Source organism: Streptomyces sp. sk2.1, from assembly GCF_008120935.1.
Taxonomy (GTDB): domain Bacteria; phylum Actinomycetota; class Actinomycetes; order Streptomycetales; family Streptomycetaceae; genus Streptomyces.
In genome coordinates this window covers 1-3,531 of sequence record NZ_RDBO01000298.1, presented here as the reverse complement: position 1 = coordinate 3,531, position 3,531 = coordinate 1, and the positions used below count along the sequence as shown (strand labels likewise).

Sequence of the window (3,531 nt, the reverse complement as noted above, 5' to 3'; positions counted from 1 at the left end):
GGGCAGGGACGCGGGGCGGCACGGTCCGGGGCCGGGCGATCGACGGTCCTGTGCAGAACTCCGGCCCCGGGGCGCGGGGGCGAGCCACCGGCCACCGACCGCGGTACAGCTCGGAACGCCCCGCCCCGGCAGCCCGGCACAGCAGCGGGCCGGGCCGCGGGGCGGGGCGGGTAATCGACGACGCGGAACGGCAAGCCCGCGGGCGGCGGACAAGTCGGGCGACGCGGGGCGAGGCGGTGATCAAACCTCCGGGAGCACGCCCCACACGGCCGGGCAGCGGGTGCGGTGAACCGGGCACAGGGCCCGGCTTCCGGCTGACGGTCCTGCGTGCCGGCGGGCGCGGCGGAGACTGAGCGACGCGACCACGGCCCGGCACAGCAGCGCCGCTGCGACGGCGATGCGGGGCCCAGGAGGGGGCAGAGCCCGGCGGCGCGGCAGTGCGTGCAGCGGTCGACCATTGCCGCCCACTGCGCCACGGCTCGCCCCCGGGGTCGACGAGGGCGGCTACGCCAGCGGCACGGTCCCGGCCGGGGACGGCACGCATGGCGGCGGAACGTTCCTCGGCGACGTACTCGACGGATCCGGTGAACAGGTCCTCGTGGGTCGGGAAGTGGTGCTGGGCGGCCCCGCGCGAGACGTCGGCGCGCATCGCGGCGACGGAGACGGTGGAGCCCGCCCAGCCGTGTTCGGCGAGGCAGGCCGCAGGAGCCGCGCCCTCCGAGCCGTGCCGCGCCCGTCACGCACCTGTGCCGCATCCCTCGCGCGCCCTGTGCCGCACCCGCCGCGCGCCCTGTGCCATGCCTGTGCCGTGCCTGTGGCGAGTCTGTGTCATTCCCGCCTCAGTCTGAGATGGCTTCACGGCGCGCCTCGTTGACGCACCGCCGTCGTCGTGCCGCGTCGGCGCGTCCGGTCACACGGCCGGGCGCTTCGCCCAGTTGAACGTTCCGGCTGCCGTACGGTCAGCCCTCACTGCCAGTTAGGCCAAAATGACACACAAGCGACGTATCGTCTCCGCAGTTGCCCTCACCACCCTGGCGCTCGGGCTCACGGCCTGCAACGACGGCGAGGACGCGGCATCGGCACAGGACTCGCCGTCGGCCTCCGCCCCGGCGTCGTCCGACCCGGGCGGCAAGAGCCCGTCCGCGGACCCCAGCGACGACGCTGCCGCTCCGGCCGGTGGTGACGTCACCGCACCGGGCACGAAGCTCAAGATAGGTGACCGAGCGATCCTGCCGTTCAAGTACGGGACCGACAAGAAGGGCACCGTCGCCGTGACCGTCACGGCGATCGAGAAGGGCGCCGAGGCCGACATGGCCTCCTTCGGTGACAAGGCGAAGGGCATGACGCCCTACTACATCCGGATGAAGGTGGAGAACGTCGGCGGCACCGACCTGTCGTACGCGTCGCTGAGGCTGCGCGGCAAGCTGGAAGGCGGAGGCCCCACGGGCGTCATTCTGATCGGCGACCTCCCGGGCAAGTGCGACAGCGAGACGGCACCCCGCGACTTCACCACCAAGGGCGCGTCGTACGAGACCTGCTCGCTCAGCGCCACGAAGACCGATCCCATCGCGGTTGCCTCGTTCGAGGAGGGTGACGCGTACAGCGACAGCCCGGTCCTCTGGACCAGCTGATCAGCCGTTCCCGTGTCCGTGGGCCGGGCACCCCGTCCTTGACGGCATGCCCGGCCCACGGCCCACGCTCTACAGCTTCCCGGCGAGGAGCGCGGCGCGGTGGCCGCCCAGCTTGCGGCCGATCTCCCGGGTGAAGTCGGACATGAGCTCCACCCAGCCCCAGAACGTGAACCCGAGGTGCCCGCACGCGTAGTAGTCGTCCTCCCAGCTCCACCGGTCGATCCCGGACAACCGGGCGCGGGACGGGCAGTGCACGATCCCTTCGCCACCGTCCTCGACCCGGTCCTGGAACCGCCCCTTGAGGGGACCCAGGCGAACCCGATGGGCGCCCACACCTCGTCGACCAGCCGGATCTCGGTCCGGCAGAGCGAGCAGGTGGCCGCGCCCGCGTCTCTCCGGCCGCTGTCGAAGACCGTACGGCCGGTCCGGACGTGAAACCCGTTGGTCCACAGGGCGCGCCCCGCGATGCGGGGCGGTGGAGTGGTGGCCCAAGGCCTCGGCCATCGAGGCCCGCACCTCCTCCACCCCGGCGTCGTCCCACTTCGGCCGGCGACCGGGTGCCGGACGTCGGCGCAGCACTTGGGCTCCGCCGTTCCCCCACGCGTGTCTCCACCGCCGGACACTCTCCGCATGCACCCCCACCATCTCCGCGATCTCGGCGTTTGAGCGGCCCCGCACGAACGACTCGACCGCACGAACACGCCGAGCCTCCGCCAACTGCGGCCGCGACAACGGAGGAACAGACGACCCGGAGACCATGGACGAAGGCCGGTACGACACGTCAACAGACTTCCACCTGCAGACCCGCCGCACCCACAGAACCAACGAAAAGATCAGCAGGAACCATCTCATTCGGCGCGACAGTCACTTGGAAAAACCAAGCGCCACGGATACGCTGCCGCCCCATGATCACCAGCGGTGGAAACAACGGGTACGAGCTCTCGACGGACCCGGATCGCCTCGACGTGGAACTGGTGCACCGTTGGCTCTCGACGGACGCGTTCTGGGCCCTGGGGCGCAGCCGGAAGACCGTCGAGGAGTCGATGCGCGGCTCGCTGAACTTCGCCGTCCACGACGCCGACGGCGACCAGGTCGCCTACGCCCGCGTGGTCACCGACCGGGCCACTTTCGCTTGGCTCTGCGACGTTTACGTCGCCCCCGCCCACCGCGGCAAGGGACTTGGGACGTGGCTCGCGACAGCGGTTCGCGACCACCTTGCCCCCTATCGGCTCAAGCGTGTTCTCCTGTCGACCCTCGACGCGCACGAGGTCTACGCGAAGGCCGGGTTCGTCCCCGTACCGAACCCGGAGAGCTTCATGATTCTGAGCGCCGAGGAGTGAGGGGTACGGACAGTCTGCGGCAGCGGGTGAGGACGCGGACGATGCGGTGCAGGACGCCGCGCTGAGACAGCCGTTCCGGGCAATCTCAAGGCGCATCTCTCCACCCCGTCGCAGAGCGCGGAGCGAGGGGACGAAGCGCGGAGCGAGGGCGAACGCGAGGCGAGGCGCCTCGCGGTGGGCCAGCCGGATATTCACCCTGCGCTTGCGGGAGACGGACGCGTGCGACGATCGTGGTGCGGAGCAGTTGGAGCGATGCCGGTCTTTCCCGGGAGCGGAGTCAGGGTGAAGGACGACGAGATACGCGCGGGTTTCGACGGCCGCGCCCGCGTCGAGTTGCGGACCGGTCATGGCACAGCCGCGAGCCGGCTTCGGACCGATGAGATCGCCCACGCGCTCGGCTATCGGCTGATCACGGCGGAGAATCTCGGCCAGCTCGGCATCCGGCTCGTCTACGAACGCGACGACGGCCCGATCGCACGCCGTCGCGCCGAGCTGACCATTGCCCAGCTGCGCGCGGGCGGTCCGCTGCTGCCTGCGGTGGAGCCGCCACCGCCCCCACC

Annotated in this window: 4 protein-coding genes and 3 pseudogenes; 4 read left to right on the top strand and 3 right to left on the bottom strand. The window is 71.4% G+C overall.

Translation table 11 applies throughout. From position 1 onward, the window contains the following. Window positions 1–490: 490 nt before the first annotated feature. A pseudogene (locus EAO76_RS44020) lies at window positions 491–649 on the bottom strand (TetR/AcrR family transcriptional regulator); the annotation flags it as partial. 337 nt (window positions 650–986) lie between these two features. On the opposite strand from EAO76_RS44020, the gene EAO76_RS44015 reads away from it, so the two are divergent. Then, window positions 987–1,631, top strand: a complete 645-nt coding sequence (locus tag EAO76_RS44015; protein WP_148841796.1) for a hypothetical protein — start codon at window positions 987–989, stop codon at window positions 1,629–1,631. Between the two features lie 69 nt (window positions 1,632–1,700). Here the strand turns inward: EAO76_RS44015 and EAO76_RS47220 are convergent, their stop codons facing one another. Beyond that, window positions 1,701–1,886 (bottom strand): hypothetical protein, encoded by a 186-nt coding sequence (locus EAO76_RS47220; RefSeq protein WP_262376291.1) that lies wholly within the window; start codon window positions 1,884–1,886, stop codon window positions 1,701–1,703. On the opposite strand from EAO76_RS47220, the gene EAO76_RS47215 reads away from it, so the two are divergent. Further along, a complete protein-coding gene (locus EAO76_RS47215) occupies window positions 1,881–2,066 on the top strand; it encodes a hypothetical protein (RefSeq protein ID WP_262376290.1) in 186 nt (61 codons plus the stop codon). The genes EAO76_RS47220 and EAO76_RS47215 overlap by 6 nt on opposite strands. A gap of 120 nt (window positions 2,067–2,186) precedes the next feature. Here the strand turns inward: EAO76_RS47215 and EAO76_RS47895 are convergent. Beyond that, a pseudogene (locus EAO76_RS47895) lies at window positions 2,187–2,390 on the bottom strand (helix-turn-helix domain-containing protein); the annotation flags it as partial. Window positions 2,391–2,536: 146 nt separating this feature from the next. On the opposite strand from EAO76_RS47895, the gene EAO76_RS44005 reads away from it, so the two are divergent. Both EAO76_RS44005 and EAO76_RS44000 read left to right on the top strand, forming a co-directional pair. After that, window positions 2,537–2,971 (top strand): GNAT family N-acetyltransferase, encoded by a 435-nt coding sequence (locus EAO76_RS44005; RefSeq protein ID WP_148841794.1) that lies wholly within the window; start codon window positions 2,537–2,539, stop codon window positions 2,969–2,971. 282 nt (window positions 2,972–3,253) lie between these two features. Further along, window positions 3,254–3,531: pseudogene (locus EAO76_RS44000) on the top strand (hypothetical protein); the annotation flags it as partial.

Coding starts and splice junctions, on each gene's coding strand:
- EAO76_RS44015 (WP_148841796.1), top strand. CDS start 987: ATGACACACAAGCGACGTATCGTCTCCGCAGTTGCCCTCACCACCCTG.
- EAO76_RS44005 (WP_148841794.1), top strand. CDS start 2,537: ATGATCACCAGCGGTGGAAACAACGGGTACGAGCTCTCGACGGACCCG.